Raw genomic sequence first — 26083 nt, 5'->3', positions numbered from 1 at the left:
GCCCTGAGGAGGCCCGAAGGGCCGTCTCGAAGGATGAGGGATCGATGATTTTTCGCTCAGGCTCTCAGGACTGCAGCATCTTGAAGTGGCTGCAGAATTCCCGGTAGCTCGACTGCAGGATCTTCTCGCCGCCGCGGATCTTCAGCGTTTCGGCGACGGCGAGACCGAGCTCCTTCGCCTGCTCTCCCGGCTCGTCCTGCGTCGCGACGACCCGTTCATGGCCGTCGAGCGAGGTGATCTGGGCCTGCAGGCTCAGCCGCTCGTCCTGCCAGTTGCAGACGGCGCCGACGGGCAGGCTGCAGCCGGCCCCGAGCGCATGCATCATCTCGCGCTCGGCATCGACCTCGGCCCTGGTCTTGCGGCACTCGATCGAGCGCAGGATCTCGACCAGCTCGGTATCTTCGCCGCGCGCCTCGATGCCCAGCGCGCCCTGGCCGACGGCATAGGGAAACGCGACGGGGTCGAGGAATGCCGACGACTTGCTCCCGAGACCAAGCCGCTCCAGCCCGGCATGGGCCAGGATGACGGCGTCGAGCGCATCGTCACCTTCGATCTTGGCGAGCCGCGGGCCGATGTTGCCGCGGATGGGAACGACGGTGACGTCGGGCCGCAGGCTGAGGATCTGCGCGCGGCGGCGCAGCGAGCCGGTTCCGACCCGCGCACCTTCCGGCAGGTCTTCGAGCGCCGAGCCACACAGGACATCGCGCGGATCCTCGCGCTTGGGCACTGACGCCAGGACGAGTCCGTCACGAAGGAGGGTCGGCAGATCCTTGAGGGAATGGACGACGAAATCGACGTCCTTGCGGAGCAATTGCTCCTCATGCTCGGTCGTGAAGACGCCGATCATGCCGAACTGGTGGAACTCGGAGACCCTGTCGCGATCGGCGACCGTGGAAATCGGGCAGATCTCGAATTCGATGTGCGGATGCAATGCCTGAATTGAACCAATTACAAAGTTGGTTTGCGTCATGGCAAGGGGGCTGCGGCGGGTGCCAACGCGAAGAAGCATAATTCGTGTAACCTGTTTGCGCCGTGCACGCGCGATCGGCCCCCGTCTAGCAGTTGCGATCCCGGAGTGAAAGTGCGGCAGATTCGCCGGCTCGGGGGCTCGAAGATGCGCTTCTCCGCCAGGCCGTCAGGGCCGGAAACCGGGTGGATGGTGCCCTTGATGGCGCGGTTGAGACAGCTTTCCGTACTGGCAGCGCGGCGGACCATGCACTAACAATCAAGCCTTCGGGCGTGGACCGACTCGGGTCCCAACCCAAAGCAGGTCGCGCCGTCTTCGGGGGCAAACCTCATTGCCGAAACCGCGCGATGAGGCCGACGAGTTCGACCTGGTTCGCCGTCGACGTCTTGGCATAGAGCGCTTTCGCGTGGGTCCTTGCCGTCTCGTGGGAGATGCCGAGCGCTGCGGCCGCCTCGACAACCCCATGCCGCTCGATGATCGCTTGAGCCACCCGCGTCTCGGACGGCGTCAGCTGATAGTGCTGTCCGAATGTTGCCAGGTCGGGTCGAGAGGTTTCTTCCAGATCTTTAACTGTCACCATTGCGAACGCGGGGGCTAGGAAGCCGAGCGCGTTTCCTCGCAGGCGAAGCGCGTGGAAGATCAGAGGTCTCTTGCCAGGGCGGGGGATCGTTACCGGTCGCAACGCGGCAGCGTCCGGAGCGAGATCTGGCCAGACCGATGCAGCGAGGTGCCGGTCGAGCATTGCGCTGCCGTGCGGCAGGCGCACGCGTCCCTGCTGAAGCTGAAAAACCTTGCCGACCATGCGCCCGGCTGCGTCGGTCATTCTGACGACCCGGCAGAACCTGTCGATGAACAGGCAGGCACCCGTCATTGCATTGGCGGCGTCGACCGCGCCGTCGAGCCTGGCGAACTCGAGCCGCCGGGCGATGGTCGCCGCGCGGGAGGCGACATCCCCTAGGCGGGCCAGGCGAAGCTGCTCCTCCGCGAGATAAGCTCCTGCGTCCTCGCCGCGCTGGAAGGTCAGGCACCACAGGTCGTCGCCAGTGGTGACGCGTAGCCCGGCGAACCAGCCGAAACCCAGCGGGCGCAGGAAGTCGGCATAGAAGTCTAGCCGGGCCATTCGATCCGGTGCGACGAAGTCCTGATCGACCATGATGCCGCGCTGCTTCATCAATGGCACGCCGGCATGGCGGAAATCGCGTTGATGCCAGCCGTCCTTGACGTAGCGTTCGGCAAGCTCGCCCGCTCCCTCTGTCGGCAGAATGAGCGGGCCGTGTCCTTCTACGGTGAAGAGGGCTGCACCCTTCGAGCCGGTGGCGCGAGCCATCATTTCGAGCGCCGCCTGCCAGGCGTCGGGGTCGGTCGCCGCGTCAAGAAGCATCGTCTCAGCGCGCAGGAGTATTTCGTCGTTCATCGTCAGCTCGAGCCGGAGCTATCTGCCGCCCGGCCATGTTGTTGATACTGTTCCTGGTCGGCCATGTGATAGTGACGTCGGGTAATATTTGATCAAGTCAATGCGTAAAGGAACGGAGGGCTTCGTATCGGGTGCGAATGGTGCTGCGACTTCGGTTCCGATTGGAGCGGAAGGCGGCCTCAGATCGAAATTCCGCACTTGGTCTGCTGCTCGTTCTTGTAGCCGACCGCAGCCTTGCCGGTCGGGGCGTTCCATTGGCCTTGGGCGTTCTTGGCGGCATGGCTGGCGAAGACGTCGGCATAGCAGTTCGGGTTCGGATAGCCGCGCTTCTTCGCGATCGACATGCCGGTCTGATGTGCAGTCTTGCTATCCTGCGCCCAGCTTGGAGTGGACAGGGCGATAGCCGCGGTGACAACGACATAGAATTGCGTCGAGAACATCGGCATCCCCTGAGCCGGATCGCATCGTTTGCCGCACCCCTCTTTCCTCGAAGGGCGCCTCGGCGGAACGTCGCCACCATCATTCGAGGGATGCCGCTGCGCGTCACCCAATCGGGTGAGACCTCGATAGCGGCCGGACGGCTCCGAAGCAGCGGTGCGCCGCTGCGTTCGGGCTTCGCGTGCAACCACCGTGGCCATCTCCTCTCGACGCGAACAGGCGGAGCATGCAAATTATCCACTAGGGAGCGGCCGGCTCCTTCCTTCATCTGGTTCGCCGCATGCATCGCCGCTCCCTCCTGGTTGCCCTGGCATCATGCGGCCTTGCGATATCGGGGCGGTCGGCTCGCGCGGCCGAGCCGACCAAACGGATTTCGATGTTGATCGGGCTGCCGCTCGACCACCCCATCGTGAGCGCGCGCGTGGCCGAGCTCTATCGGCTGCTGGCCGAGCGGGGCTGGGTCGAAGGCAAGAATCTGCGGGTCAGCTGGAGAGTCTGGGAAACGAGCGAGGCGGACCTTGCCCGAGGCGCCGCCGAGGTGGTCGCCGAGAACCCGGACATCATCGTCGTCGGCTCCAGCGCCGAGACCGCTGCCGTGCTGGCGAAGACCCGGCGGATCCCGGTGCTGTTCGGGACGGCCTCCGATCCTGTCGGGAGCGGCTTCGTGCGCTCGCTCGAACGCCCCGACGGAAACGCCACGGGCTTCAGCAACAACGACCCCGCCATGTCGGAGAAATGGGTCGAGCTCCTGACCGAGATCGCGCCGGCGACGCGGCGCATCGGCGTGGTCTTCAATCCTCACTCGACGCCGGCGGCCGGCGCGACCTATCTCGCGCGCCTGCAGGCGGCGGCGACGGGCGGCGGGCCAACCTTCGAGACGATCCACGTGACCGAACCTTCCGCGATCGACAGCGGGATCGCGGGATTTGCCGGCAAGGGGGCGGGAGGCGGCCTGGTCTTCCTGCCGGACAGCTTCACCTATCGAAACGCTGCGCTCTGCACTGCCACTGCGGCGCGCCTGGCCCTGCCCGCCGTCTACCCGTTCGACACCTTCACCTTGCAGGGCGGGTTGATGTCCTATGCCGGGGCGCGCGAGGAGACGGCCGAGATGCTGGCCTCCTATATCGACCTCATCCTGCGCGGGGCCGACGTCGCAGAGCTGCCGGTGCAATTCTCGCGCAGCTTCGAGTTGGTCATCAACGAGAAGGCTGCTGCGGCCCTGGGGCTGAGCCTGCCGGCCTCGCTGCGGATCCGTGCGCAACGGATCCTGTCGTGACGCAGCAGGATCGTTCGGCAGGGCAGGAAGGTATGCCACGCCGGCGCGGCGAGCTCGCCCGCAAATATGCGCTCTTTGTCGGCCTTGCGATCTGCCTTGCGCTCGGGCTCAACACGGCGATCGCGGCCTTCTTCGCCTTCTCGGACCAACGGGCCCTGCTGGTCCGGGTCCAGCAGGAGCAGGCCAGGGCGGCGGCCCAGAGGATCGGCGCTTTCGTCGCCGACATCATGGGGCATCTCGACTGGGCCTCTCAAAGCGGCGCCAGCAGCAATTCGCCGGAAGAGCGCCGGCTCGACGGCCTGCGCTTGATGCGGCAGGTTCCCGCCGTCCTCGATTTGCGCCAGATCGACCCGGTGGGGCGCGAGCAGCTCCTCCTGTCGCGCTACGCCCGCGATCGGGCGGATGGCGGCACCGACTGGTCGGCTGATCCTGGCTTCCAGGCGGCCCTGGCACAGGGCAGTTTCTACAGCGAGGTCGAATTCCGGCGCGGCTCGGAACCGCACATGGTGCTGCTCAAGCGGGCGGCGTCGCCTCCGCACTGGGTCGCGCGGGCAACCGTCAATCTCGTCTTCATCCGGGAGTTGGTCTCCCGCCTCAAGGTCGGCGCGGCCGGCCGCGCTTATGTCGTCACCCGCTCCGGGCGCCTGATCGCTCATCCCGACCTGCGCTTCGTGCTGCGCAACACCAATCTCGCCGCGCTTGTGAACGCACATGAGGCTGCCGGAGCGGCCAGAGCCGGGCTTTCGGTGACGGATATCGAAGGCCGGCGCGTCCTGTCGGTGATGGCGCCGGTTCCGGACCTCGACTGGAACGTGGTGATCGACCTGCCGGAGAGCGAAGCGTTCGCGCCGATCCATGCATCGATCCTGCGTTCACTTGCAGTGCTGCTCGTGGCCCTGCTGGTCGCGGTGCTGGCCGGCATCATGCTCAGCCGCAGGCTGGTGGCGCCGATCAAGGCGCTCGGCGAGGGGGCTGCACGAATCGGCCGCGGCGAGCTTGCGGCGCAGATCACGATCCGCACGGGCGACGAGTTGCAGGAGCTGGGCGAGCAGTTCAACGTGATGGCCGGGCGCCTGGCGGAAAGCCGCGCCGTGCTGGAGGACAAGGTCGCCGAACGCACCGCCGCCCTGGAACAGGCACTGCAGCTCGCCTCCGCCGGGCAGAAGACGGCAGAGGAGGCGACGCGGGCCAAATCCCGGTTCCTGGCGGTGGTCGGGCACGATATCCGCACGCCGCTCGCCGGCGTGCTCGGCGTCCTCGAGCTGATCGACCGCCGCCGCATGAGCCAGCGCGACCGCCGCCTCGTCGCCATGGCCGCGACCTCGGGCGAAGCGCTGGTCGACCTCGCCAATGCGACGCTCGACCTGTCGCGGCTGGAGGCCGGGACGGAAGGGCTCGATCGGCGTGATTTCGACCTCGGCCCCCTCCTTGGCGCTGCGGTGGCGCTGATGCGGCCACCGGCCGAGCAGAAGGGCCTTGTCCTCACGCTGCGCTCGCCGCCCGAAGGGCTGCGCCTGCACGGCGATGCCGGCAAGATCCACCGCATCCTGGTCAACCTGCTGCGCAATGCGATCAGCTTCACTGAAGCGGGAAAGGTGGAGCTCGGGGCCGAATTGCAGCGCGCCTCGGCGGGGAAAGGCCTCGAACTGACATTGGCGGTTCGCGATACCGGCATCGGTATCGATCCGGCCATGCAACGGCAGATATTCCAGGATTTCGTGCAGGTCGATCCGGAAACCGGGCGGCGCAATGGTGGCGTCGGGCTCGGCCTGGCGATCTGCAGCAAGCTGGCCGAGCTGATGGGCGGCTCGATCTCCGTCGTCAGCGCCAGAGGACAGGGCAGTACCTTCTCGGTCAGGCTGCCAGTGACGGCGGCCAAGGCTGCCGCCCGGCCAGGCGAGGTGGCGACGGGGCAATTGCAGACGATCCTCGTGGTCGACGACGACCCTGTCACGCGGGAGGTCGCGCGGCTCATGGTCGGCAAGGCTGGCCACAAGGTGCAGGCTGCCGCTTCCGGCGAAGCCGCGCTGAAGACGCTGCGCCGGCGCTCCTTCGATCTCGTGCTGCTCGACATGCACATGACCGGGATCGACGGCATCGAGACCACCCTGGCGATCCGCGAAATCACCGGCATCGCGCAGCCGCGCATCGTCGCACTGACGGCCGATGTCTCGCCGGAGACGATGCGGCGCATGCGTGCGGCGGGATTGACCACGATTCTGTCGAAGCCGATCACCTCCGCTGCCCTGCTGCAGGTGATCGGGCGCGGCAGCAGCCGCGGTGGCCGGAGCCAGGTCGTGGCGCTTTCGGCCGAGCAGCCTGTCGACGCGGGCTTCTTCGGGACGCAGCGCCGCCTGATCGGCCATGAGCGCACGCGGCAGCTCGTGGTGCTGTTCGCGACCGTGTCCGGGGCGATCCTGACCCAGATGCAGGCCGCCCTGCCGGTGTCAGACCGGAGCGAGCTGCGGCGGCTGGCGCATCAATTGGGGAGCTCTGCCGGGGCGGTCGGGCTCGGGCAGGTCCTTGCCCTCGCGAGCGCGCTCGAACGCGATGCGGCGAAAGCCGATCCTGAAGCGCTCATAGCTGCGGTCGAGGCGCTCGGGCTGGCCCGCAGCGACGCCCTGGACGCCTTGGCCGGGCTGGAGGACGAGGCACCGGCGGCCGCTAACGCATTTTGAGATCGGATGACCTCGGGCGCTTTTCGATCCGGGCGGACCGCGAAGGTCTGAGGCATTGACGAGACAAGATGCGGACGAGACAAGACGCGCCTGATCCAACCCAGGCTGCCGGACGGCATCCGGAAAAGGGACGACTTCGCCATGACCGCCAGCAACCGCGTCGTCCTCTCCAGCGACCATGCCGCCATTCCGCTCCGCCAGGCCATAGCCGCTCATGTTGCGGCGCAGGGCTGGGTTGTGATCGATATCGGGCCGACGACGCCCGAGAGCACGCATTATCCCAAGCACGGTGAAGCGGCGGCACGGCTTGTCGCCTCCGGCGACTGCCGGCTCGGGATCATCCTGTGCGGTACCGGGCAGGGCATCATGATGGCGGCGAACAAGGTCAAGGGCATCCGTTGCGGCGTCTGCTCCGACACGTTCTCTGCCCGCATGATCCGTCAGCACAACGACGCCAACATGCTGTCGATCGGCGCGCGCGTCGTCGGTGAAGGGCTGGCGCTCGACATCGTCGATGCGTTCCTGAACACCGGGTTCGAGGGGGGCCGGCATGCGACGCGGGTGGAGATGATCGGGGCGCTGGAAAGCTAGCGCCGTCCCCGGCTTCGTTCGAAGTCGGCTAGAGCACGCGCCGATCAGATTGCAACGCAATCTGATCGGATAACGCGTTCTCTCTCATAAGCTTAGAGACGGATTCACTGATCAGGTCGATTCAACCTGATCAGATCCGGCTCTAGATGCGCTCGACGGGGACGCCGATCTTGTAGCCCTTGCCGCTGACGGTCGCGATGATCCCCGACTTGTCAGTGTCCCCGAGCTTTTTGCGCAGGCGTGCGACCAGAGCATCGACGCTGCGTGCGTCGACATCGGTGAAGCGGTTGCTGATGACCTCGATCAGATAGTCGCGGCTGAGGGGATGGCCGTTGCTCTCGATCAGCGCGGCGAGCAGATCGAACTCGCCGCGGGTCAGGCGCATGGGCTCGCCGTTATTCATTGCGAGCTCGCGGCGCAGCAGGTCGATCGTGAACGGCCCAAAGATCGCCACGGTGTTGCGGCGCGCCGTGTCGCGTTCGGTCCGGCGGCGGCGGAGCAGCGAGCGGGCCCTGGCGAGAAGGTCGCGCAGGTCGACCGGCTTGCTGACATAGTGGTCGCCGGCAAGCTCGAGCGCGACGATGCGATCGACATCGGCGTCGCGCCGGGTCACGAAGATGATGCCCGCATCCGAGGACGACTGGAGTTCTCGCGCTAGCTCCAGGCCGTCGCCGTCGGGCAGGACGACATCGATGAAGATCAGGTCCGGCCTGAAGCGTCGCACCGCCTGCCTGGCCTGGGCGATGGTCTCGGCCTCCTCGACCTGGAAGCCCTGATCGGTGAAATAGCCGGCGATGACCGTGCGGGTGACGGGGTCGTCCTCGACGATGACGAGCCGGTCGCGGAAGGTCGCATCCATCAGCTCTGCTTCCCCTGTCGGCGCTCCGATTCTTGCGCGATTCGGCCGAGCGGACGATTCTACAGGGACGGATACGCCGCAAGCGATCGAGTCTGCGGATGTTGACGGCTGTTCACCGCGCGGTCAAAGGCGAGGCCGGCTATCCACCGTCAGTTCCGTCAGCGAACGGCGGAGGAGATGAGGACTATGTGCTGCCAGGCCGGGTTGCCGGCCTGGCGTTGTCGTATCGCGCGCTCAGATCACCCGGCGCGGGTCCAGCGCGTCGCGCAGGCCGTCGCCGATGAAGTTGATCGACAGGACGGTCAGGAAGATCGCCGCGCCCGGGAACAGCGCCCAGTGCGGGGCGGTGTCGAGATGGTCCTTGGCGTCGAAGAGCAGGCGCCCCCAGGTCGGGATATCAGGCGGGAAGCCGAGGCCGAGGAAGGAGAGCGTCGATTCCGCAATGATCGCCGAGGAGACCTCGATCGTCGAGGCGACGATGACCGGGCCGACGGCGTTGGGCAGGATGTGCCGCGTCATCTGGCGGAATTTGGTGGCGCCCTGAGCCTTGGCGGCTTCGACGAACTCCTTTTCGCGCAGCGAGAGGAACTGCGCGCGGACCAACCGGGCGACCGGCATCCAGCGCAGGCCGCCGATGACGACGACGATCAGGATGAAGACGCCGCCCTCGACGCCGAACAATGCCTTGAGCTGCTCGCGGAACAGATAGATCACGAGCAGCAGCAGCGGCAGCTGCGGCAGCGACAGGAACAGGTCCGTCACCCACATCAGCGCGGGGTCGGCGATCTTGCGCGACATGCCGGCCGTGGCGCCGATCAAGACACCAACGGTGGTCGCGACCACCATGGCGGCAAGGCCGACCGCGAGCGAGATGCGCCCGCCATACATCATCCGCGCCAGGATATCCTGACCGAGATCGTCGGTGCCGAAGGGATGCGCCAGCGACGGGCCCTGGAGCTGCGCCGAGAAGTCGATGTCGTTGATCGGGATGGGCCAGAACCAGGGGCCGACGACGACGCCGAGGATCAGCAAGGCGAGGATGAGCGCGCTCGCCATGGCGAGCTTGTGGCGGCGGAAGCGCCGCCAGGTTTCACGTCCGGGCGAGACCGATACGGCCGCCCCGGCGTTGCCCACGGCCGGATCAGCCGAAGGAGATGCGAGGGTCGAGCCAGCCATAGAGCAGATCCGCGATGAGGTTGAAGAGGACGACCAGGCAGGCGAAGACGAAGGTCACGGCCATGATCACGGGGGTGTCGTTGGCGAGGATCGCGTCGATCAGCAGCGAGCCGATGCCGGGGATCCGGAAGATCTGCTCGGTGACGATGGCGCCGCCGAAGACCGCCGGCATCTGGAGGGCGACGAGCGTCACGACCGGGATCAGCGCGTTGCGCGTGATGTGCCGGAGCGTGACCCGCTTCTCGCTGAGGCCCTTGGCGCGTGCCGTCGTGACGTAGTCGAGCCGGATCACGTCGAGCACGGCCGAGCGAACATAACGCGTATACGACGCCGCCTGGAACAGGCCGAGCACTGTTATCGGCATGATCGCCTGACGGAACATCTCCCAATACCAGCGCCAGCCGCTAGCCGCGATGTCGGAGCGGTAGACGAAGGGGAACCAGTCGAGCTTGATCGAGAACAGCAGGATCAGGAGGAGGCCGGTGAAGAAGGTCGGCAGCGAGAAGCCGACGAAGGCGAGCGTGTTGGCGATCTGGTCGAAGACCGAATAGGGCCGCGTCGCCGCGTAGATCCCAACCGGCAGCGCGATGCACAGCGCCAGGATCTGCGAGGTGCCGACGACGAAGAGCGTGGTCGGCACGCGCTGCATGATCAGGGTGTCGACGTTGATGCGGCTGGCGAAGGAGAAGCCCCAGTCGCCCTGCGCCATGGCGGAGAGCCAGCGCAGATAGCGCACCATGATCGGATCATTGAGGCCGAAGCTGGCGCGCAGCGCCTCGCGGACCTCGGGTGGGACATTGGGGTTGGTCGCCATCTCCGAGAACGGGTCGCCCGGCGCCAGCGCCAGGACCGTGAACAGGATCAGGCTGATACCGAGCAGGCTCGGTATGGCGATCAGCAATCGCCGCAGAAGATAAGTCGCCATCAAGGATTCCCGTGAAGCGGGGTGTCGCGAAAGCGAGCCGCACGGGTTGATGGCGATGAGACGCCACCGGGCCGGGGCGGCTCGCGCGGAAGCGGCAAGGACCGCTCGAGGACGATGTCAGGCGTCCGCGAGCGGCTTAGCCAGCCTCAGCTGCGATACCAGGCAGCGACGTTCCAGGTGTCGACATCCCAGCCGCTGTGATCGTGCATCAGGTTGGTCACCGAGGCGGCGACGCGGGTGCGCGAGAGCAATGGCAGGATCACATTCGCTTCACAGAAGATCTCGTCGACCTTGATCAGCAACGCAGCGCGCTTGGCCGGGTCGAGCTCCTTCTGGGCAGCCTTGTAGGCTTCGTCGGCCGCAGGATCCGAATAGCGCGAGACGTTCCGGCCCAGCCACTTGTTCTCCTTGTTGGCGATCTCCCAGGAGGTGAACTGGTTGAGGAAGCGCTCCGGGTCGGGCTGCGGCTGCGTCGTCGTGTACATTTCGATGTCGACATAGAGCTTGGTGTAGGTGTCGGGGTTCGCCACGTCCGACGAGAAGAACACCGATGCCGTCACCGACTTCAGCTCGAGGTCGATGCCGGCCTTCTGGCAGGCCTGCTTGATGATCGCCTGTGTCTTCTGGCGCGGGGCGTTGATCGAGGTCTGGTAGACGTATTTGAGCTTTTTGCCGTCCTTCTCGCGGATGCCGTCGGAGCCACGCTTCCAGCCGGCCTCGTCGAGGATCTTGTTGGCCTTGTCGATGTTGAATTCGTATTTCAGCTTCTGCGAGCGGAACTGCTTGGGCTCGTTGACGAAGCTCGCTGTCGCCCGACCGCCGCGGCCATAGATGAATTTCTGGATCGAATCGCGGTCGATCAGCAGGTTGAACGCCTGGCGCACCTTGGGATCCGACAGGGTCGGGTGCTTGGTCTTGACGCTGGAGCGCTCGCCGTCGACCTCGGTCCAGGGATCGGTCGTGTTGAGGATGATGAACTCGATGTCGCCCGACGGCACGGCGCTGACCTTGCCGCGGCCGCCGGTCTCCATCTTCTTGAGGACCTCGTCCTCGACCTGGAGGTTCCAAGCATAATCGAATTCGCCGGTCTGCAGCACGGCGCGCGCCGCCGAGACCGCATCGCCGCCGCCCTTGACCTCGATCGTGTCGAAATGCGGCTGGTTCTTGACGTGATAATCCTCGTTGCGCGTGCCGGTGAGGATGTCGCCCGGCTTGAACTCGGCGAACTTGTAGGGGCCGGTGCCGACCGGCTTCAGATTGGCCGGAGCCTCGCGCGATTTCGCGCCCTTGTACTCGCCGAAATGATGCTTGGGCAGGATCTGGCCGACGACGCCGACGAAGGGATCGGCCCAGAACGGCGTCGCTTCCTTGAAGATCACCTTGACGGTGTGGTCGTCGACCTTCTCGACCTTGATGTTGGTGTAGGAGCCGGTGGTGTAGGCGGCGGTCGCCGGATCGGCGGCGTATTCCCAGGTGAAGACGACATCGTCGGCGGTGAAGGGCTTGCCGTCATGCCATTTGACGCCCTGCTTCAGCTTCCAGGTCACCACCTTGCCGTCGGCGGAGAGCCCGCCATTGGCCCTTGTCGGAACTTCGGCGGCGAGCTGCGGCGTGAGATTGCCGTCCTTGTCCCAGCCGGCAAGCGGCTCGAAGAAGATGCGCCCGGCGATCTGGTCCTTGGTGCCGCTGGCGAAATGCGGATTGAGCAGCGTCGGCGCCTGCCAGAGCAGGATCTTGAGCGGCCCGCCACCGCCGGCCTTGGTCGGCTTGTACTGCAGCGACGCCTGCGCCATGGCGACGTCGTTCCAGGCCAGGATCTGCGAAGCGATCGGCGCCGTGATGCCGACGGCAGCCAGTCTCCGAATGAAGGAGCGGCGGGAGATCGCGCCGTCCTTAACGTTCTCGATCAAGCTGCTCAGCGTACGCTCGTCCATCATATTCCCCTGTTTTAGCTGGCCTATTATGAGATGGCCCGGAGGGGAGCCTAATGCATGCTCGGCCCGGCGGCTATGCCCTGTTTTGGCCGCAAATCCGGCATTCCGCCTGGATAAGGAGCATAGCCTTGCGTCAGCTGGTCGCGATCTCACGTGCGAGATTGGCGAGATAGCCGCACTCGTCGGCGGATTCGTTGTTCCACCACATCGCGCAAAGATTGTGCGAGGGGATCGGTGGATCGGCTTCGAGCACGCGCAGCGCCAGCTTCTCGCCGGAGAGGTGGATCATCTCGCGCGGGATCATCGCCGCGCCGGTGCCGGCGCTGGCGAGGCGGGCGATCACGGTCAGCGGGTTGCAGGTGTTGAGGCGACGTGGCTTGAGGCCATGCGCGCCGAACCACATCTGAATCGTGGTGAACAGGCCGGATGGCGAGCTGTTGGTGAAGATCGGCAGGTCGACCAGGTTCTCTGGCGTCGCGACATTGCCAGCAAAGGGCAGGCCTTCGCCCACCACCCAGACGAGATCGATCAGCCAGAGCGGGACGATGGTGACCCCCTCATGAGCGCGCGGCTGCGAGAGGAAGGCGATGTCGATCGAGCGGTCGAGCAGGAGCTGCTCGAGCTTGGTGCTGAAGTCGACGGTGACGTCGACCTGCAATTCGGCATGGCGGCGCGCCAGCTGGGCGAGCAGGTCCGGCAGGATGGCGGCTGCGAAGGAATCGGCGGCGCCGATGCGCAGCAGGCTCTTGCCGCGCAAGCCGTCCTTGCTGTGGCGCTGCACCTGCTCGGCATGGGCCAGCATGCGCTCGACATCGGCATAGATCGCATTGCCGAGCGTCGTCGGCACGGGGCGGTAGAGCGAGCGGTCGAAGAGCTCGCCGTCGAGGATGCGCTCGAGTTCCTTGATGCGCAGGCTGACCGTCGGTTGCGACAGGTTGAGATGCAGGGCAGCGGCGCGAAACCCGCCGAGCCGGGCCACCCAGTAGAACGCTTCCGCCTGACCGAAGGTATAGCGCATCGCCAAGATGATAGCCTCAGACAATCGAGCGGCAAGCACTTCTTATTTTTAATCGCCGCCCCGGCGCTCTAGCTTTCTCATGTTCGGCGCGGCGCCGGTCTCCGGCGCCGCCAAGGCATTGCCATAAAACAGGGGGACTCCGATGCTGACCGTGCCGACAAATCGCCGTGCGTTTCTCGCAGCTGCAGCAGGCGGTGCCCTTGGCGGCCTCTTGCCCGCGAGCCTGCTCCATGCCCAGCCGAACAATGGCAAGACGCTGACCATCGTCCTGCCGAGCAATCCGATCACCATCGATCCGATAAACCAGCTCAATCACGATGCGATGGTGCTCGGCCAGACCGTGTTCGAGAACCTGGTCGAATACGATGTCGACGGCGTGCTGAAGCCGCAGCTCGCCAAGGCCCTGCCGGTGATCTCGGCCGACAAGAAGACCTACATTTTCGAGCTGCGCGACGATGTCACCTTCCACAACGGCAAGAAGATGACGGCGGAGGATGTGAAATACTCCTTCGACTACCTGCTCGATCCCGCCAACAAGGCGGCGCGCCGCTCGCTCTTCACCCGCATCACCAAGGTCACGGTGCTGGATCCGCTCAAGGTCCAGTTCGAGCTGTCGGAGCCTTACGGCCCCTGGCTCTATTTCCTGACCAAATACATGGGCATCTACCCCGTTGGCTCGCGCAAGGAGCATGGCGACGACTATTTCAAGTCGAAGCCTGCCGGCGTCGGCACCGGCTTCGGCGTCTTCGAGGAATGGAAGCCGAACGACTATATCAGCTTCAGGAAGAACCCGAACTACTGGCGCAAGGGCCTGCCGCATTGGGACCGGCTCGTCGTCAAGATGATCCCCGAGGACGCGACCCGCGTCGCCTATCTGCTGACCGGGCAGGTCGACCTGATCAGTGCGCCGCCGCCGCGCGAGTTCAACCGGCTGAAGACCATGCCCGGCATCACCGGCGCCTCGCGTCCGACGCTGGGCGGGGCGCTGCTGATGTATACAAACAATCTCAAGCCGCCCTTTGACGACGTCAATTTCCGCAAGGCGGTTTCCGCTGCGATCGACCGCAAGACGATCGGCGAGAAGGTCTATTACGGGCTGCTCGAGCCCTCGTCCGTGCCGGCGCCTTCGCGCGGCTGGTGGTTCAACGCCGAGGCGGACAAGGAGCTCGGCTTCGATCTCGACAAGGCGAAAGCCCTGCTCGCCAAGTCGAAATACGCTGGTGGTGCCGAGTTCGACCTCAGCATCCAGGCCGAGCCCTATCTGCTCGACACCAAGGATGCAGCGATCTTCGTGCAGGGGCAGCTCGCCAAGATCGGCATCAAGGTCAATCTCAAGGTCTACGAGTTCTCGGTCCTGATCCAACAGGCGATCCGCGGCGAGCATCAGGCGGCGCTGCAGGTCTTCATGTCGCCCGGCGAGCCGAGCTACATCATGCAGGTCTGCCTGACGCCGGAGCAGGTGCTGTCCAAGAGCACGGGCTACAACAATCCCGAGTTCAACCAGACTCTGGCAGCGGCCTTCGCGGAGACGGAAGAAGCCAAGCTCAAGGAGCTCTACGGCAAGCTGCAGACGCTCGCCGCCCGCGACGCGCCGATCGGCGTGCTCGGCTATGTCCACGCCTCCAATCTCTGGCGGCAGGCGCTGCAGGATGTGAAGGTCAACCAGGGCCTGACCATCGCGCCCGGCGAGGTCAAGGTTTGACGTCTTCCCCCTGTGCGGTGGCCCCGGGCGAGCGCAGCTCGACCCGGGACCCATTCCGGAACCTCAATCGGAAAGGCTCCGGAATGGATCCCGGATCTCCGCTTCGCTCCGTCCGGGATGACACGAGAGTGACATCGGATCGTACCCGTCTCTAGGATCGTAGGCTCATGCTCCGCCTCGTCGCAGGCCGCATCGTCTCCTCGATCGGCACGCTGCTCTTCGTCGGCCTCGCGCTGTTCGCGCTGACGCGCTCCGGTCCGGGCTCCCCGGCCCGGATCGTGCTCGGGGCTGATGCGACGGCCGAGCAGATCGCGCAGTTCGAGCAGGCGCATGGCCTCGACCGGCCCTTCCTCTCGCAATATGCCGCCTGGCTCGGCGACATCTTGCGCGGGGATTTCGGCAGGTCCTTCGTCACCGGTCGCGACGTCGCGACCGACATTGTGAACGCCCTGCCGGTGACGCTGTCGATCGTACTCTTCGCCTTCGCCATCGCGCTCGTCTGCGGCGTCGGCATCGGCGTTCTCGCCGCGCTACGGCCGGGCGGTACCTTCGACCGGGTCAGTCGCTTCGCCGCGGTGCTCGGCCTGTCGATCCCGGCCTTCTGGCTCGGCATCGTGCTGATCCGCTTCCTCGCCGTCGACCTGCGCTGGTTGCCGCCGGGCGGTTATTTCCCGCTCTCGGCCGGCCTCAAGCTGCACCTGCAGAGCATCCTGATGCCTTCGCTCTCGCTCGCCGTCTACTACATCGCCGTGCTGGCGCGGATGACGCAGGCGAGCCTGCAGGAGACCTTGCGCGGCGACTATGTCCGCACCGCCCGCGCCATGGGGCTCTCTTCCCGCCAGGTCGTGTTCTACGCGCTGGTCAACGCGCTGCCGCCGGTCGTCAATCTCGCCGCGCTCTCCTTCGGCTACATGTTCGGCTGGGCGCTGATCATCGAGCAGGTCTTCAACATCCCCGGCCTGTCGCGCGCACTGTTGAACGCGATCTCGCAGCGCGACTTCCTGCTGTTGCAGGGCATCGTCTTCCTGTTCACCGCGATCTTCGTCTTCGCCAATCTCGGCGCCGACCTGATCAACCGCGTGCTCGATCCGCGCCAGAGGGCGGCGGCATGAGCAGTCTGCGCAAAGCCCTTGATGGTCTCGACTGGAGCGGCTGGCTCGGGGCCGGCATCGTCGGGCTGATCGTGCTCGCCGCGATCTTCGCGCCGCTGATCGCGCCTTACGATCCGCTCGCGCTCAACATCGAGGACAGGCTGGCGGCGCCCGATTTGAGGCACTGGCTCGGCACCGACCAGGGCGGCCGTGACGTGCTGAGCCGCATCCTGTTCGGCGCGCGCGCCTCGCTCTCGGTCGGGGTTGGCGCGGTGCTGATCGGCGCGCTGATCGGCGTCTCCGCCGGGGTCGTCGCCGCCTATAAGGGCGGGCTCGGCGAGCAGGTCGTGATGCGCATCGTCGACGGTGTTGCCTCGATCCCGCTCTTGGTCTGGGCGATCGCCATCGTCGGCATCCTCGGCGTCGGGCCGCTGCCGGTGGGGCCGCTGCTGCTGCCGAACGAGGTCAAGATCGTCGTCCTCGTCGGCTGCCTGTTCTCGCCGGTCTTCGCCCGCGTCACCTATGCGGTGGCCAGGCGCATTGCCAGTGCCGACTATGTCCGCGCCCGCTTCCTGCAGGGCGCCTCGCACTGGCAGATCGTCAGCGGCGACGTGCTGCCGAACTGCCTCTCGCCGATCATCGTGCAGGGCACGCTGCTGGTTGCGATCGGCATCGTCATCGAGGCCTCGATCAGCTTCGTCGGTCTCGGCGTGCAGCCGCCACAGCCGAGCTGGGGCACCATGCTCTCGGACGCCCGCAGCGCGATCTATTCCGGCGAATGGTGGCTGCCGGTCTTCCCGGGCCTTGCCATCTCGCTGACGGTGATCGGCTTCAACCTGCTCGGCGATGCGGTGCGCGAACTGTTCGACCCGCGCAGCGAAGCCAGGACACTGGTCGCATGAGCCCGGCCCTGCTCAGCGTCGAGGGCCTGCGCGTCGGCTTCCGCTCGGCCGGTGGCGGCATGGTCGAGGCGGTGCGCGGCGTCGACTTTTCAGTCGCGCCGGGCGAAGCAGTCGGCATCGTCGGCGAGTCCGGCTCGGGCAAGAGCCTCAGCATGCTGGCGGTGATGCGCCTGCTCGGTGCGCCGGCACGGGCCACCGGCGGGCGGGTGCTCTTCGACGGCGAAGACCTACTCGCCGCGGATGAAAGGCGGATGCGGGCGTTGCGCGGGCGCGACATCGCCATGGTCTTCCAGGACCCGCAGAGCTCGCTCAACCCGGCGCTGACCATCGGCCGCCAGATCACCGATGTGGTGCGGGCGCATCGTGGCGTCTCGTCGGCCGAAGCCAGGCGCATCGCGGCGGAGGCGCTGGAGCGCGTCGGCATCCGCGATGCCGGCAAGCGCCTCGCCTCCTATCCGCATGAATTCTCCGGCGGCATGCGCCAGCGCGCGCTGATCGCGATGGCGATCGCCTGCCGGCCGCGCCTGCTGATTGCCGACGAGCCGACCACGGCGCTCGATGTCACCGTGCAGGCCCAGATCGTCGACCTTATCGCGGAACTCCGCCGTGAACTCGGCCTCGCCGTCGTCTTCATCTCGCACAACCTGCAACTCGTCGCCGAGATCGTCGACCGTGTCGTCGTGATGTATGGCGGCAAGGTCGTCGAGGACGGGCCGGTCGAGGCGATCGAGCGCGCTCCGCGCCATCCCTATACCAGCCTGCTCAAGGCCTGCGTGCCGAGCCTGACCGGTCCGGTCGGGCCGCTCACGGCGATCGAAGGGGCGCCGCCGCGGTTGGGCCGTTTGCCGGTAGGCTGCCCGTTCTCGCCGCGCTGCCCGGATGCCGTCGAGCCCTGCGCCAATGAGATGCCGGCGCTGGTCGCCGATGCCGGGCACCGCACCGCCTGCTGGAGGCCGCGATGACCGGCCCGATCCTGTCGGTGCGCGGCGTCTCCAAATCCTTCCCGCAGGGCGGGCTGCTCAACCGCCTGCTCGGGCGCGACAGCCGGCTCGTCGCGCTTGACGATGTCAGCCTCGATGTCATGCGTGGCGACGTTGTCGGCATCGTCGGCGAGAGCGGCTCGGGCAAGTCGACCCTAGCGGGGCTCGCGGTCGGGCTGGCGCGGCCGACCACAGGCGAGGTCCTGCTCGATGGCCAGTCGATGGCGGACCTGATGCGCGACCATGCCGGGCCATGGCGCCGGCGCGTCCAGATGGTCTTCCAGGATTCGAGCAGCGCGCTGAACCCGCGCAAGAGCGTCGCACGCTGCCTCGGCGAGACGCTGGCGCTGCGCGGCATGCCCAAAGCGCAGCGCGAGAATGAGATCGCCGAACTGCTGACGCTGGTCGGGCTCGGTCCCGAGATCGGGCCGCGTTTGCCGCACGAACTCTCCGGTGGCCAGCGCCAGCGCATCGGCCTCGCCCGGGCGCTGGCGATGAAGCCGGAGGTGCTGATCGCCGACGAGCCGGTCTCGGCACTCGACGTCTCCCTGCAGGCGCAGGTGATCAACTTGCTCTCGCGCCTCACCCGCGAGCTCGGCCTGACGCTGCTCTTCATCAGCCACGACCTCGCTTTGGTACGCACGCTGAGCAGCCGCATCGTCGTGATGCGCAAGGGCGCGATCGTCGAGCAGGGGCCTTGCCTCGACGTGCTCGACCGGCCGCAGCATCCCTACACCCAAGCCCTCATCGCCGCCGTGCCGAAGGGCCTGGCCGGCCGGCGCATGCCGCTGCCCGTCCGTGCCGACGTGGCGGCTCCAGAAACCTGGGAAGACATCCATGGCGCAGCATAGCTACCGGATCGGCATCGACATCGGCGGCACCTTCACCGACGTCGTCGTCGCGCGCGACGACGGGCTGATCGAGACTCGCAAGGTGCCCTCGACGCCGGACGATTACAGCCGCGGCATCGCCCAGGCACTGAAGGCGCTGGTCGAGGACTACCAGACCACGCCCGACCGCATCACCGGCATCGTCCATGCGACGACGGTCGCGACCAATGCGATCCTCGAATACAAGGGCGCCCGCACCGGTCTTTTGACGACCGAGGGCTTCCGCGACGTGCTCGAAATGCGCCGGCTGCGCATCCCGGTGCTCTATGACCTGCAATACGACAAGCCGAAGCCGCTCGCGGCCAGGCATTTGCGGCTTGAGGCGCGCGAGCGGCTTGCTGCGGATGGCTCGGTGCGGATCCCGCTTTCGAAAGAGGATGTCGTCGCGGCTGCGCGGCGCTTTCGCGAGGAGGGCGTCGAGGCGGTCGCGATCAGCTTCCTGCACGCCTATGCCAATCCCCAGCACGAGATCGAGGCTGAAGACATCCTGCGCACCGAGTTGGGCGACGGCGTCTATATCTGCCGCGGCTCGGAGATCCTGCCGGAGATCCGCGAATACGAGCGTACCTCGACCGTGGTGGTGAACGCCTATATCGGCCCGGTCGTGCGCAATTATGCCAGCGCGCTGACGGCGCGGCTCGCCTCGATCGGCGTCACCTGCCAGGTCGAAATGATGCATTCCGGCGGCGGTATCATGCGGCTGGGCTCGGCGGTGAAGCGGGCGGCGTCGCTGGTCGAATCCGGTCCGGCCGCCGGCGTCATCGCCTGCGCGCGACTGGTCTCTGGCGGAGACGAGCCCTGCATCATCTCCTTCGACATGGGCGGTACCACCGCCAAGGCGGCGCTGATCGAGCATGGCGAGCCGGCCCGCACCACCGAGTACGAGGTCGGGGCCGGCATCAATCTGTCGAGCAAGCTGGTCAAGGGCGGCGGCTACCCGATCAAGATGCCCTTCATCGACGTATCCGAGATCGGGGCGGGCGGCGGCAGCATCGTCGCCATCGACAAAATGAACCAGGTCTCTGTCGGACCGCAGAGCGCCGGCGCCTGGCCCGGCCCGGTCTGCTACGGGCTGGGCGGCAAGCAGGCGACGCTGACCGACGCCTTCCTGACGCTCGGCTACATCAACGACATCGCGCTAGCGGGCGGCAGTTTCCCTCTGCAAGCCGATGCCGGCCGCGCCGCGCTGAACGACCAGGTCGCGCGCCCGCTCGGTCTTGATCTCCAGCAGACGGCGCGCGGCGTGCTGACGCTCGCGGTGACGACCATGACGCGGGCGGTCAAGGCGGTCTCGACCTATCGCGGCCGCGATCCGCGCCAGGCGACCTTGGTCGCCTTCGGCGGCAACGGCCCGGTGGTCGCGGCCGAGGTCGCTGGCGCGCTCGGCATCCGCCGCGTCATCGTCCCACGCGCCGCTGGCGTCTTCAGCGCCCTCGGTTTGCTGCGCTCCGATGTCGAGCAGGAGTTCGTGCGGCCTTCGCGACGGCGGGCCGGCGAGCTCGATAATGCCGGGCTGGAGCAGCTCTTCGCCGGGCTCGGTGCCGATGCCCGCCGCATCCTCGCGCTCGAAGGCTATGATCTCGCGCAGGCCGAGTTCCGCTATGCCGCCGACCTGCGTTATGTCGGCCAGGCCTATGAGCTCACCGTGCCGGCGAGGCGCTTCGACATCGCCGAGCTCAACGAGCTGTTCCACCGCGAGCATGAGCGCACCTATGGCCATCGCTCGCAGAAGGACGCGGTCCATCTCGTCAATGCCCGCCTGACGGTGCGCCTGCCACTGATCGCGCCGCGCCAGCAATTCGCCGCGGAAGCGCCGATGCGCCGGGCCGACCGGACTGTCTCCTTCAACGCCAGCGGGTCCGCGGCCTCGATCGCAGTGATCGGCCGAGCCGATCTCGACGGCACGGCGCGGCGCGGGCCCTTCGTCATCGAGGAATACGACTGCACCTGCGTCGTCGGTCCCGGCCAGAGCGCGCGGCTCGACGAGGCCGGCAATATCGACATTGCCCTGGAGGCCGCATGAGCATGCGCGAGATCGACCCGATCACCCTCGAAGTGATCCGCAACGCGCTGGCCTCGACCGCCGACGAGATGGCGCTGATCGTGATGCGCTCGGCCTATTCGCCTGTCGTGCGCGACATCATGGATTACTCGACCGCGCTCTGCGATGCGAAGGGCCGGGTGATCGCGCAGGGCCTGACCCTGCCGATCCAGCTCTGCTCCTTCCCGCGCATCATGGGTTTCGTCCGCGAGCGCTATGGCGACACGTTGGAGCCGGGCGACATCCTGATCGCCAACGACCCCTATGGCTCGGGCGGCCAGCATCTGCCCGACATCTACATTCTGAAGCCGATCTTCGTGGACGGCCGGCTTTCGGGCTTTGCCGCCACCGTGGCGCATCATACCGATCTCGGCGGCATCGTGCCCGGCTCGGTTGCGATCTACGCCACCGAGATCCAACAGGAAGGCCTGCGCCTGCCGCTGCTGAAGCTCTATGGGGCCGGTGAGCCGGTCGACGCGGTTTTCCGTATCCTCGAGGCGAATACCCGCTCGCCGATCGAGGTGCTCGGCGACATTCGCGCCCAGATCGCGGCCTGCAACGTCGCCGAGGAAGGCTTGAAGACGCTGATCGGCCGCTACGGCGCCCAGGAACTGGACAGCTATATCGACGCGCTGCACGACCATGCCGAGGGGATGATGCGGGACGTGATCCGCGCTCTACCGAACGGCGTCTATCGCGCCACCGACTATATCGATGGCGTCGGCGAGAACCCTGAGCCGCTGCCGATCGTCGCGACCGTCACCGTCGCCGACGACACGATCGACATCGATTTCACCGGCACCGCCGACCAGGTCGCGGCCTCGATCAACTGCCCGATCTCGCTGCCTGAATCGGCCTCGTTCTGCGCGATCCGCTGCCTGTCGCAGCAGGATATCCCCAATTGCGAGGGGTACCTGCGGCCGATCACCGTCAGGGCGCCCGAGGGCTGTTTGGTCAATCCGCGCTATCCGGCGGCCTGCGGCGCGCGCGGGGTCGTTGGCTACCGCGTTTTCGACGCGATCATGCAGGCGCTGGCGCAGATCGTGCCGGAGCGCGCCATCGGCGGTTCCGAGGGCGGGCCCTATTTGCTGGCGGGTGGCGGCATGCATGAGGGGAGGCCCTTCGTGCTCAACGAGATGGTGGTCGGCACCTGGGGCGCCCGCGCCGGCAAGGACGGCATCGAGGGCATTTCCAACCCCGCCGCCAACCTCTCCAACCAGCCGGTCGAGATGATCGAGGCCGACATGCCGGTCGAGGTGCTGTGTTATGGGCTGGTGCCGGATACCGGCGGCCCCGGCGAGTTCCGCGGCGGGCTCTCGCTCATTCGCGAATTCCGCTTTCTGGCGCCGGTCCGCTTCGTGCTGCGCGGCGACCGGCGCGATCACCCGCCTTTCGGCTTCGAGGGCGGCAGCCCCGGCGCGCCCTCGGCCCATATCCTGATCCGCGCCGATGGTACGGAGCAGAGCCTGCCGACCATGCCGATGGAGAGCTTCGCTGCTCGGGCTGGAGATGTCTTTCGCCTGATCGGTGCCGGTGGCGGCGGCTATGGCGATGCGCTGAAGCGTGATCCTATTCGCGTCGAGGACGATCTGCGCGAGGGGAAGGTCACGGTAGAGGGCGCCGCCCGGGATTACGGCGTGGTCTTCGCTGCGGATGGTGTGAGCGTCGATCGCGACGCCACGGCCCATCACCGCGCGGCGCTTGCGGAGGCAAGGACATGAGCAAGGCCTTGTTCGGCGCAGCTGCGCTCAATGAAAAGCTCGTCGGCGATCCCGGCAGCCGGGCGCGTCTGGAGACACCGGCCGCCGTTCTCGACCTCGACCAGTTCGAGCACAATATCGCGCTGATGGCTGAGACCTGCCGCGGGGCCGGGCTGAACCTCAGGCCGCATGCGAAGTCGCATAAATGCGCCGAGATCACGCGCCGGCAAATGGCGGCCGGTGCGCTCGGCAATTGCTGCGCCAAGCCGGGCGAACTGCTGGCGCTGTTGGAGGGCGGTGCGCGCGACCTCCTGCTCAGCGCGCCGATCGCCAGTCCCGCCAAGATCGACGCGCTGGCGCGCGCGGCGGCAGCGGGCGGGCGCATCGGCGTCGTGGTCGACCGGGCCGATCTCGCCACGGCCTACGCCGAGGCTGCGAGGCGGCACGGCACGGCTTTCGACGTGCTGGTCGATCTCGATGTCGGGCTCAAGCGCAGCGGCATCGCGACGCCGGCTGAGGCGGTCGAACTGGCGAGGCTCGTTTCCGGGCTGGACGGGTTGCGCTATCGCGGCGTCCAGGCCTATCAGGGCCGCGTTCAGCATATCGACGACTTCGCCGCGCGCCGCGCCGCCAACCAGGAGATGGGCCGGCTGCTCGCTTCGATGATCGAGGCGCTGCGCGAGGCCGGCTTCGCGCCGGAGATCGTTTCGGGGGGCGGCACCGGCAGCCATCTCCTCGATGGCGAGGACCGGTTGCTGACCGAGATCCAGGCTGGCTCCTATGTCTTCATGGACGAGGCCTATGACAGCGTCGACATGCACGGCCGCGGCGGGCCGGAGTTCAAGCCGGCGCTGCGCATCGCCGTCACCGTGATCGGCCACAGTTCGCTCGGCTTCGCCATCACCGATGGCGGCAGCAAGAGTTTTGCGCTCGATGGCCCGCCGCCGCGTGTCTTCCTGAATGGCGAACTGGTCGGGCGGATCGAATGGTGTGGCGACGAGTTCGGCCGCATCCTGCCTCTAGAGGGGCAGGATGCGCTATCGATCGGTACGGTCGTCGAATGCACGGTCCCGCATTGCGACCCGACGATCAACCTGCACGACATCCTGCATGTCGTGCGCGGCGCCGACCTCGTGGCGCAATGGCCGGTCGAGGCGCGCGGCCGCGCCGACTGATCGGGAGCCGCCGGGCGTGGCGGCGGCGGGGCTATACCAAGGTATCGGCCGCGATCCCATCGTCCGATTGATCGCTATCGCCTTGAGGCGCAGAGAGCGGATGTCTTCGCGGCGCTGACCGCGAAGCGCTCTCGCAACTACCGGCTTTCCGTCGCAGGGACGTGGCCATGCCGACCGATCGCGCGCAGCCATCGCTGCGGCGCGTGTCGTCATGCGTGCCCGCTCGCTCCTCGGAGGGCCCCACCGGGATCGAAGAGGTGGGCCATGAACAACGTCGTCGCATTTCGGCATTCTGCAATCTCGCGGGCGCTGGCGCCGGCCTGGCCGAGCCTGCGCCGGAGCAGTGGCGCGCTGATGCATACGGCCATACCGAGGCGACGGGCTCTGGTCGCCGAGTGGCGCATCAGCGCGACGGACGGGCGCCTGGAATGCCGCTGGCGCAGCGAGGGCGGGGAGCAGCGCGACGAGGATGGCAGTCAGTGTTCATGGCGCAGGCGCGCCGCCTGACCAAGTCGCTCAGCCCGCAAGTCCGGCCGCCTCCATTCCGCCGAGGTCCATTATGGCGTTCCCAACGAACCGCGAGGCCGGGCGCAGCGCGCTCGCCGCCCTGACGCGCAATCGCGTCCTTCCCAATCTTTATGATCTGGCGGCTTTCACGCTGCTGGCCGCGCTCGCCGTGCTGGCCTTGCACGGCGCAACGGCGATGCGCGCGCCGCTCTCCGGTCTTGCTGTGGAGCCGGTCGTGCTCGATCCGGCACTGCTGCCGGACTATGCGCTGCGCACCACGATGCGGATGTTCGCAGCGATCATCGCCTCGCTCGTCTTCACCTTCACCATCGCGACGCTGGCGGCCAAGAGCCGGCGGGCCGAGATGGTGATCATCCCGGCGCTCGACATCCTGCAATCGGTGCCGGTGCTCGGCTTTCTGACCTTCACCGTCACCTTCTTCATGGGGCTGTTCCCCGGCAGCCAGCTCGGCGCCGAATGCGCCTCGATCTTCGCGATCTTCACCAGCCAGGCCTGGAACATGGCCTTCTCGTTCTATCAGTCGCTGCGCACCGTTCCCCGCGATCTCGACGAGGTCAGCCGCAGCTTCGGCCTGTCGTCCTGGCAGCGCTTCTGGCGGCTGGAGGCGCCCTTCGCCATGCCGGGCCTGGTCTGGAACACGATGATGTCGATGTCGGGCGGCTGGTTCTTCGTCGTCGCCTCCGAGGCGATCTCCGTCGGCGACACCACCGTGCAGTTGCCGGGCCTCGGCTCCTGGCTGGCGCTCGCCATCAAGGAGCAGGATTTCACCGCCGTGGCCTGGGCGGTGCTGGCGATGGCGATCGTCATCGGCCTCTACGACCAGCTGCTGTTCCGGCCGATCGTCGCCTGGGCCGACAAGTTCCGCTTCGAGCAGACCGCCGGCCAGCAGAAGCCGCGCTCCTGGGTGCATGCGCTCGCCCGGCGCACCCGCCTGCTCAAGCGCCTGACGGCTCCGTTCGCCTGGCTCGGCGGCAGGCTACTGCTGGTGCGCGTCCGCAGCGTGCAGTCGGCGCGCCGCGAGGTCAGCGCGGGTACCAGCAAGGCGCTCGACCGGATCTGGCTCGCGCTGGTCCTCGGGCTCGGCGCCTGGGCGATGTGGACCGCCGTCGCCTATCTCGGGCAGAGCCTGTCCTGGGCCGATGCCTGGGACCCGCTGGCGCGCGGCCTCGTCACCTTGCTGCGCGTCACCTTGCTGATCGCCGTTGCCAGCCTGATCTGGATCCCGGTCGGCGTCTGGATCGGCCTGCGCCCGGCCGTCGCCGAGCGCGTCCAGCCGGTGGCGCAGTTCCTCGCGGCGTTCCCGGCGAATGTGCTGTTCCCCTTCGCCGTCATCGCCATCGTCGCGACCGGCGCCAGCCCGGACATCTGGCTCTCGCCGCTGATGGTGCTGGGTACGCAATGGTACATCCTGTTCAACGTCATCGCCGGCGCGAGCGCCTTTCCGACCGATCTGCGCGAGGCGGCCAGCGTCTACCAGCTGCGCTCCTGGACGTGGTGGCGGCGCGTCATGCTGCCGGGGATCTTCCCCTATTACGTCACCGGCGCGCTGACCGCGTCCGGCGGCTCGTGGAACGCCAGCATCGTCGCCGAAGTCGCGAGCTGGGGGGATACCAAGCTCGAGGCCTATGGCCTTGGCGCCTACATCGCCAACGCGACCGAGGCCGGCGATTTCGCGCGCGTCGTGCTCGGCATCGCCATCATGTCGCTCTTCGTCACCCTCTTCAACCGCCTGCTCTGGCGCCCGCTCTATGCGATGGCGGAACGCCGGATGCGCCTCGACTGACCCTTTTCGCAGGAG

General features: G+C 66.9%; 21 protein-coding genes. 13 read left to right on the top strand and 8 right to left on the bottom strand.

The genetic code is table 11. From position 1 onward, the window contains the following. Nucleotides 1-64 precede the first annotated feature (64 nt). The 3 genes from hemC to GV161_RS03700 all read right to left on the bottom strand — a co-directional run bounded on the left by hemC (nt 65) and on the right by GV161_RS03700 (nt 2821). On the bottom strand, nt 65-1009 hold the full coding sequence (gene hemC / locus GV161_RS03710) for a hydroxymethylbilane synthase (RefSeq protein WP_152011795.1): 945 nt from the start codon (nt 1007-1009) through the stop codon (nt 65-67). Nucleotides 1010-1295: 286 nt separating this feature from the next. Next, nucleotides 1296-2381 (bottom strand): hypothetical protein, encoded by a 1086-nt coding sequence (locus GV161_RS03705; protein ID WP_152011796.1) that lies wholly within the window; start codon nt 2379-2381, stop codon nt 1296-1298. A gap of 179 nt (nt 2382-2560) precedes the next feature. Continuing rightward, nucleotides 2561-2821: a hypothetical protein gene (locus GV161_RS03700; RefSeq protein ID WP_152011797.1), complete on the bottom strand. Its 261-nt coding sequence runs from the start codon at nt 2819-2821 to the stop codon at nt 2561-2563. Nucleotides 2822-3099: 278 nt separating this feature from the next. On the opposite strand from GV161_RS03700, the gene GV161_RS03695 reads away from it, so the two are divergent. The 3 genes from GV161_RS03695 (at nt 3100) to rpiB (ending at nt 7364) form a co-directional block, all read left to right on the top strand. Further along, on the top strand, nt 3100-4095 hold the full coding sequence (locus GV161_RS03695) for an ABC transporter substrate-binding protein (protein WP_152011798.1): 996 nt from the start codon (nt 3100-3102) through the stop codon (nt 4093-4095). Then, a complete protein-coding gene (locus GV161_RS03690) occupies nt 4092-6773 on the top strand; it encodes an ATP-binding protein (protein WP_152011799.1) in 2682 nt (893 codons plus the stop codon). The genes GV161_RS03695 and GV161_RS03690 overlap by 4 nt, the downstream gene beginning before the upstream one ends. A 141-nt stretch (nt 6774-6914) precedes the next feature. Then, the gene (gene rpiB, locus GV161_RS03685) at nt 6915-7364 is read left to right on the top strand and encodes a ribose 5-phosphate isomerase B (RefSeq protein WP_152011800.1); all 450 of its coding nucleotides are present in this window, start codon (nt 6915-6917) and stop codon (nt 7362-7364) included. 142 nt (nt 7365-7506) lie between these two features. Here the strand turns inward: rpiB and GV161_RS03680 are convergent, their stop codons facing one another. From GV161_RS03680 to GV161_RS03660, 5 genes are all read right to left on the bottom strand, one after another. Continuing rightward, entirely contained in the window at nt 7507-8223 is a 717-nt protein-coding gene (locus tag GV161_RS03680; protein WP_152011801.1) for a response regulator, read from the bottom strand. 234 nt (nt 8224-8457) lie between these two features. Further along, nucleotides 8458-9399 carry an ABC transporter permease gene (locus tag GV161_RS03675; protein WP_152011802.1) on the bottom strand — a complete coding sequence of 314 codons (942 nt, stop codon included), beginning with the start codon at nt 9397-9399 and terminating at the stop codon, nt 8458-8460. Further along, the gene (locus GV161_RS03670; RefSeq protein WP_152011803.1) at nt 9365-10324 is read right to left on the bottom strand and encodes an ABC transporter permease; all 960 of its coding nucleotides are present in this window, start codon (nt 10322-10324) and stop codon (nt 9365-9367) included. Before GV161_RS03670 ends, GV161_RS03675 begins: the two co-directional genes overlap by 35 nt. Before the next feature lie 146 nt (nt 10325-10470). Next, complete coding sequence (locus GV161_RS03665) at nt 10471-12258, bottom strand: peptide ABC transporter substrate-binding protein (protein WP_152011804.1); 1788 nt, start codon at nt 12256-12258, stop codon at nt 10471-10473. 133 nt (nt 12259-12391) lie between these two features. After that, a complete protein-coding gene (locus GV161_RS03660; protein ID WP_244623902.1) occupies nt 12392-13276 on the bottom strand; it encodes a LysR family transcriptional regulator in 885 nt (294 codons plus the stop codon). 142 nt (nt 13277-13418) lie between these two features. On the opposite strand from GV161_RS03660, the gene GV161_RS03655 reads away from it, so the two are divergent. From GV161_RS03655 to GV161_RS03610, 10 genes are all read left to right on the top strand, one after another. Further along, entirely contained in the window at nt 13419-14978 is a 1560-nt protein-coding gene (locus GV161_RS03655; protein ID WP_152011806.1) for an ABC transporter substrate-binding protein, read from the top strand. 167 nt (nt 14979-15145) lie between these two features. After that, nucleotides 15146-16090 carry an ABC transporter permease gene (locus GV161_RS03650; protein ID WP_152011807.1) on the top strand — a complete coding sequence of 315 codons (945 nt, stop codon included), beginning with the start codon at nt 15146-15148 and terminating at the stop codon, nt 16088-16090. Continuing rightward, nucleotides 16087-16971 carry an ABC transporter permease gene (locus GV161_RS03645; protein ID WP_152011808.1) on the top strand — a complete coding sequence of 295 codons (885 nt, stop codon included), beginning with the start codon at nt 16087-16089 and terminating at the stop codon, nt 16969-16971. Before GV161_RS03650 ends, GV161_RS03645 begins: the two co-directional genes overlap by 4 nt. After that, on the top strand, nt 16968-17933 hold the full coding sequence (locus GV161_RS03640) for an ABC transporter ATP-binding protein (RefSeq protein WP_152011809.1): 966 nt from the start codon (nt 16968-16970) through the stop codon (nt 17931-17933). Before GV161_RS03645 ends, GV161_RS03640 begins: the two co-directional genes overlap by 4 nt. Next, a complete protein-coding gene (locus GV161_RS03635; RefSeq protein ID WP_152011810.1) occupies nt 17930-18802 on the top strand; it encodes an ATP-binding cassette domain-containing protein in 873 nt (290 codons plus the stop codon). The genes GV161_RS03640 and GV161_RS03635 overlap by 4 nt, the downstream gene beginning before the upstream one ends. Beyond that, nucleotides 18789-20864 (top strand): hydantoinase/oxoprolinase family protein, encoded by a 2076-nt coding sequence (locus GV161_RS03630; protein WP_152011811.1) that lies wholly within the window; start codon nt 18789-18791, stop codon nt 20862-20864. The genes GV161_RS03635 and GV161_RS03630 overlap by 14 nt, the downstream gene beginning before the upstream one ends. Continuing rightward, on the top strand, nt 20861-22603 hold the full coding sequence (locus GV161_RS03625) for a hydantoinase B/oxoprolinase family protein (RefSeq protein WP_152011812.1): 1743 nt from the start codon (nt 20861-20863) through the stop codon (nt 22601-22603). Before GV161_RS03630 ends, GV161_RS03625 begins: the two co-directional genes overlap by 4 nt. After that, nucleotides 22600-23757 (top strand): DSD1 family PLP-dependent enzyme, encoded by a 1158-nt coding sequence (locus GV161_RS03620; protein ID WP_152011813.1) that lies wholly within the window; start codon nt 22600-22602, stop codon nt 23755-23757. The genes GV161_RS03625 and GV161_RS03620 overlap by 4 nt, the downstream gene beginning before the upstream one ends. A 264-nt stretch (nt 23758-24021) precedes the next feature. Continuing rightward, on the top strand, nt 24022-24264 hold the full coding sequence (locus tag GV161_RS03615) for a hypothetical protein (protein ID WP_152011814.1): 243 nt from the start codon (nt 24022-24024) through the stop codon (nt 24262-24264). A gap of 52 nt (nt 24265-24316) precedes the next feature. Further along, nucleotides 24317-26068 (top strand): ABC transporter permease subunit, encoded by a 1752-nt coding sequence (locus GV161_RS03610; protein WP_152011815.1) that lies wholly within the window; start codon nt 24317-24319, stop codon nt 26066-26068. Nucleotides 26069-26083: the final 15 nt, after the last annotated feature.

Source organism: Bosea sp. 29B (assembly GCF_902506165.1).
Lineage (GTDB): Bacteria > Pseudomonadota > Alphaproteobacteria > Rhizobiales > Beijerinckiaceae > Allobosea.
This window is presented reverse-complemented; position numbering and strand designations above follow the sequence as displayed.